Source organism: Microbacterium sp., assembly GCF_049661145.1.
Lineage (GTDB): Bacteria > Actinomycetota > Actinomycetes > Actinomycetales > Microbacteriaceae > Microbacterium.
Genome location: NZ_JBASZT010000055.1, coordinates 1 through 5,480 on the forward strand (window position 1 = coordinate 1; position 5,480 = coordinate 5,480).

The window sequence follows — 5,480 nt, forward strand, 5'->3', positions numbered from 1 at the left end:
CCCACCACCCCCGCGCGAGGAACCTCCGCCCCGCTCGCTCCCGCCGCGGCGAGCGCGTCGGCGCCGTCGGGATCGCACAAGGCCACCCGCGACGCCGTCTCTCGCATCGTCATCACGAGCGGACCCAAGGCGGGCCTGGAGCTTCCCCTCGGCACCGAAGCGCTCACCATCGGACGCTCCAGCGAGTCGGGGTTGGTCATCCGGGACGACTACACCTCCAGCCACCACGCTCGCCTGCTGCTGTGGGGCGACCAGTGGATGATCCAGGACCTCGACTCGACCAACGGCACCTGGCACGACGGCCACCGCGTGAGCACGCCCGTCCCGGTGCGGGTCGGCGCCCCGATCAAGGTCGGCGCGACGACCTTCGAGCTGCGGAAGTAACCGGCGCGGGCATGGTCTTCGAGGGGTCGAGCGTCGCGATCTCCCACACGGGAAAAGTACGCTCCAACAACCAGGACTCGGGCTACGCCGGCTCGAACCTGTTCGTCGTCGCCGACGGCATGGGCGGCCATGCCGGCGGCGATGTCGCCTCGAGCATCGCCGTGCACCGGCTGAAAGACCTCGACCACACGTACGCGACGACCTCCGATGCCGAGCGCGCCCTGCAGGACGCGATCGGGTCCACGGCATCCGTCCTCATCGACACCGTCGCCGAGCGCCCAGAGCTCGCCGGCATGGGCACGACCGTCAGCGCCCTCGTCATGGTCGACGACTATGCCGTGATCGCCCACATCGGCGACTCTCGCATCTACCTCTACCGCGACGACGCGCTCACCCAGATCACGACCGACCACACGTTCGTGCAGCGCCTCGTGGACTCCGGACGCATCACACCCGAAGAGGCGCGCTACCACCCGCGCCGCTCCGTGCTCATGCGGGTGCTCGGCGACATGGACCCCGACCCCGAGGTCGACACCTTCATCATGCCTACCGAGCCCGGCGACCGGTGGCTGCTGTGCTCCGACGGCTTGTCCGGCGTCATCGACGACGCCCATACCGCCCGGGTCCTGGCGCACAAGCTGCCGCCAGGTCGTACCGCCGACCTGTTGTTGAAGCAGGCGCTGGATGCCGGGGCGCCCGACAACGTCACGGTCGTCATCGTCGACGTGGGCGGCAGCCATCCGATGGTCAGCGGCACGCCGACGATCGTGGGCTCGGCCTCGAACCCGCGGGGCATCGAGGTGCCCGCCGCGCGCACCGGCCGCACGAGCTGGCTGCACCCGAACCGTCAGGCCGCGAACGAGCCCACCCACTTCGAGCCGGCCGCCGAGTTCCTCGAAGAGCTGATCGAGGAGGACCGGCGCCGCGCACGGCGCCGCCGCGTGTGGTGGATCGTCGGCCTGGTCATCATCCTCGCCGCTCTGACGGCGGCACTCCTCGGTGCCTACAACTGGACCCAATCCCGGTACTTCGTCGGCACCGACGACGACACGGTCGTGATCTACCGCGGCATCCAGCAGGATCTCGGCCCGATCTCGCTCTCGTCGGTGTACGAAGACACCGGCATCCTGCTGTCGGATCTGCAGTTCTATCAGCGCCTCCAGGTGACCGAGACGATCTCGGCCCGATCGCTCGGCGACGCCGTGGCGATCGTCGACACCCTTCGTCAGAGTGTCGAGAGCCAGAGTGCGGAGGACGCACCGTGACCGCCACCGACACCGGCCGGACCGACACGACCGTCGTGAAGGCGTTGCGACGCCTGCGGATGCCGCAGACCCAGCGCAATCGCGAACTCGGACTGCTGCTGTTCGCGTTCTTCATCAACGGTGCCGCCGTCGCGCTCGTGCAGCTGGGCGCCCTCGAACACATCGACTGGACATTCCTCTATTACTGCGGTGGCCTCAGCATCGTCGTGCTGGCACTGCACGTCGTGCTGCGCTACCGCGCCCCGCAGGCCGACCCGTTCGTCGTCCCCATCGCGACGGTCCTCTCGGGCCTGGGGCTCGCGATGATCTACCGCATCGACATCGAGAAGAGCGCCTCCGGGTGGGATGCGCTTTCGACGCGCCAGCTCGTCTGGCTCGGCATCGCGCTGGCGAGCGCCGTCGCGATCGTGCTGTTCCTGCGCAACTACCGGGTGCTGTTCCGCTACACCTATGTGTTCGGCTTCGCCGGCATCCTTCTGCTGCTCCTGCCGTTCGTGCCGGGGCTGGGCACCGACGCGAACGCCGACGTCTGGGTCTCGATCGGCGGGGTCTTCTCGTTCCAGCCCGGTGAGCTCGCCAAGATCTGCCTCGCGATCTTCTTCGCGGGCTACCTCGTGCGCACGCGCGAGGCGCTGAGCTCAGTGGGAACGCGCTTCCTCTGGATCACGTGGCCGCGGCCGCGCGAATTGGGCCCGCTGCTGCTGATCTGGGTCGCCTCGATGGCGATCATCATCCTGCAGCGCGACCTCGGCACCGGACTGCTGATGTTCGGCATGTTCATCGCGATGATCTACGTCGCGACGGGCAAGACCAGTTGGGCGGTCATCGGTGTCGTCCTCGCCATCGGCGGGGCGGCGATCGCGTCGCAGCTGCTCACCTACGTCGGCTGGCGCTTCCAGAACTGGATCGACGCGTTCAACCCCGAGATCATCGACCGCACCGGCGGCAGCTACCAGCTCGTCAGCGGGATCTTCGGCCTGTCGGAGGGGGGACTGCTCGGGACCGGGCTCGGCCGCGGACGCCCGGGGCTGACCCCGCTCTCGCAGAGCGACTACATCTTCCCGAGCCTCGGCGAAGAACTGGGCCTCATCGGCGTCTTCGCGATCCTGTGCCTGTACATGGTGTTCGCGAGCCGCGGCATCCGCATCGGCATCGCGGGGCAGGACGACTTCGGAAAGCTGTTGGCGACGGGGTTGTCGTTCACCGTCGTGCTGCAGGTGTTCATCATGGTCGGGGGAGTGACGCGCCTCATCCCCCTGACCGGCCTCACGACCCCGTTCCTCGCGGCGGGCGGCTCGTCGCTCGTGGCGAACTGGATCATCGTCGCGCTCCTGCTGCGCATCTCGGATGCCGTGCGCTCCCGCCCCCGGGTGGTGATCGGGTGACGACCCCGATCACACCCCACCGCTGGTCGAGTGCCGCGGCGAAGTCGCGGCGTATCGAGACCATCGCAACCGAGTCACACGCTGTGATCTCGATACACCGGCGCTGGCGCGCCGGCACTCGATCACCGGGGGTAGGGACACCGGAGGAGGCGATCCCCTCATGACAAAAGAGCTCCGCCGCCTGTCCATCGTCATGCTGGCGATGTTCCTCGCGCTGTTCGGGGCGACGAGCTGGATCCAAGTCGTCCAGGCGGGCGAGCTCGGCGAGAACACCCGCAACAAGCGGGCCCTGTACGACTCGTTCGAGGTGCAGCGCGGCTCGATCATCGCCGGCGACGCCATCGTCGCCTCGTCGGTGCCCAGCAACGACATCTACACGTGGCAGCGCCAGTACGCGGATGCCGAGATGTGGGCGCCGGTGACCGGCTACCTCAATCCGCTGCTGCAGTCCGCGACAGGTCTCGAGCAGGCCATGAACCGGGAGCTGTCGGGCACCGCCAGCTCGCAGTTCCTCTCGCGCGTCGAGCAGATCGTCACCGGACAGCCGGCACGCGGGTCGAACGTGCTGCTGACGCTCGATCCCGAGGTGCAGCGGGTCGCCTACGACGCGCTGGGCGATTACCAGGGTGCCGTCGTCGCGCTCGAGCCGTCGACGGGGCGCGTACTCGCGATGGTCACGAGCCCGAGCTACGACCCGAACGCCCTCGCCGTCCACAATGCCGCGCAGGTGAACGACACCTACGACCAACTGGTCGCGGACGCGCTCAACCCGCTGTGGAACCGCACCATCGAGGGCACGCTCAATCCCCCGGGGTCCACGTTCAAGCTCGTCATCGCCTCGGCGGCGCTCGCGTCGGGCAGGTACACCCCGGACTCGACCTTCCCGAACCCTGCGCAGTACACGCTGCCGGGAACGTCGACGGCGATCAGCAACTTCGACGGTGGGACCTGCGGCCCCGGTGACGAGGTCTCGATCGCCACGGCGCTGCGGTTGAGCTGCAACATCCCGATGGCGCAGCTGGCAGTCGCTCTCGGCGACGACGCGATCCGCGACGAGGCGGAGAAGTACGGCTTCAACTCGGGTTTCGACATCCCGCTCGCCGTCACTGCCTCCGTGTATCCCACGGGACAGCTCTCCGACGACAAGACGGCTCTGACCGGCTTCGGACAGGGCGACGTGCAGGCGACGCCACTGCAGATCGCGATGGTCGCGGCCGGCATCGCCAATCACGGCGTCGTCATGAATCCCCGCATGGTCGACCGCGTCGTGGCGGCCGATCTCACCGTGCAGCAGACCTTCGCGAACACCGAGTTCGGCCGCGCCCTGAGCACCGCCGACGCCGCGACGATGACGTCGTTGATGGTCGCCAATGTCAGTGACGGCGCGGCGAGCGGTGCAAGAATAGACGGGGTCGACGTGGCCGGCAAGACCGGTACCGCCGAGCACGGTCCTTCGGATCCGTACACGCTGTGGTTCACCGGCTTCGCGCCGGCTGACGATCCCAAGGTCGTCGTCGCCGTCATGGTGGAAAACGGTGGAGGACTCGGCCAGCACGGCACGAGCAACGGAATCGCGGCTCCAATCGCGAAGAAAGTCATTGAGGCGGTGCTGAGCAGATGAGACCGACACAGGGTGTGAGTTTCGGTGGGCGCTACGAGCTGGACTCACGAATTGCGATCGGCGGCATGGGCGAGGTCTGGGAGGCCACCGATCACGTGATCGGGCGCACGGTGGCGATCAAGATCCTCAAAGACGAGTACATGGGCGACCCTGGATTCCTCGAGCGCTTCCGCGCCGAGGCCCGTCACGCGGCGCTCGTCAACCACGAAGGCATCGCGAGCGTCTTCGACTACGGCGAGGAGAACGGCTCGGCCTTCCTCGTGATGGAGCTCGTCCCCGGTGAGGCGCTCTCGACCATCCTCGAGCGGGACGGGTCGCTCTCGACCGACAAGACGCTCGACATCGTCGCCCAGACCGCGGCTGCGCTGCAGGCCGCGCACGCTGCAGGCCTCGTGCACCGCGACATCAAGCCCGGAAACCTCCTCATCACCCCCGACGGCCGCGTCAAGATCACCGACTTCGGCATCGCCCGCATCGCCGATCAGGTGCCGCTGACGGCGACCGGACAGGTCATGGGCACCGTGCAGTACCTCTCGCCGGAGCAGGCGTCGGGGCACCCGGCATCCCCCGCCACCGACATCTACTCGCTCGGCATCGTCGCGTACGAATGCCTCGCCGGCAGGCGCCCCTTCACCGGTGAGTCGCAGGTCGCGATCGCGATGGCGCAGATCAACGACGCACCTCCGCCGCTGCCGCCCACCATCGCCGAGTCCGTGCAGGCCTTCGTGATGAGCATGATCGCGAAGAAGCCCGAAGACAGGCCTGCCACCGCGTCGGCCGTCGCGCGCGCGGCGACCGCGCTGCGGCGCGGCGACGTCGCAGGGG

5 protein-coding genes are annotated in these 5,480 nt (G+C 68.2%); all 5 read left to right on the forward strand.

The features are described from left to right. Positions 1-384 (forward strand): FHA domain-containing protein FhaB/FipA (locus WBP48_RS02430; protein ID WP_424435549.1); only part of this gene is annotated, 384 nt, incomplete at its 5' end. An 11-nt stretch (positions 385-395) separates the two neighbouring features. Then, positions 396-1,649 (forward strand): Stp1/IreP family PP2C-type Ser/Thr phosphatase, encoded by a 1,254-nt coding sequence (locus WBP48_RS02435; RefSeq protein WP_424435552.1) that lies wholly within the window; start codon positions 396-398, stop codon positions 1,647-1,649. Between the two features lie 59 nt (positions 1,650-1,708). Beyond that, entirely contained in the window at positions 1,709-3,034 is a 1,326-nt protein-coding gene (locus WBP48_RS02440; RefSeq protein ID WP_424435561.1) for an FtsW/RodA/SpoVE family cell cycle protein, read from the forward strand. 160 nt (positions 3,035-3,194) lie between these two features. Then, the gene (locus WBP48_RS02445) at positions 3,195-4,655 is read left to right on the forward strand and encodes a peptidoglycan D,D-transpeptidase FtsI family protein (protein WP_424435555.1); all 1,461 of its coding nucleotides are present in this window, start codon (positions 3,195-3,197) and stop codon (positions 4,653-4,655) included. Further along, the coding region (locus WBP48_RS02450; RefSeq protein ID WP_424435558.1) for a serine/threonine-protein kinase at positions 4,652-5,480 on the forward strand (829 nt) is incomplete at its 3' end. The genes WBP48_RS02445 and WBP48_RS02450, both read left to right, overlap by 4 nt.

Coding starts and splice junctions, on each gene's coding strand:
- WBP48_RS02435 (WP_424435552.1), top strand. CDS start 396: ATGGTCTTCGAGGGGTCGAGCGTCGCGATCTCCCACACGGGAAAAGTA.
- WBP48_RS02440 (WP_424435561.1), top strand. CDS start 1,709: ATGCCGCAGACCCAGCGCAATCGCGAACTCGGACTGCTGCTGTTCGCG.
- WBP48_RS02445 (WP_424435555.1), top strand. CDS start 3,195: ATGACAAAAGAGCTCCGCCGCCTGTCCATCGTCATGCTGGCGATGTTC.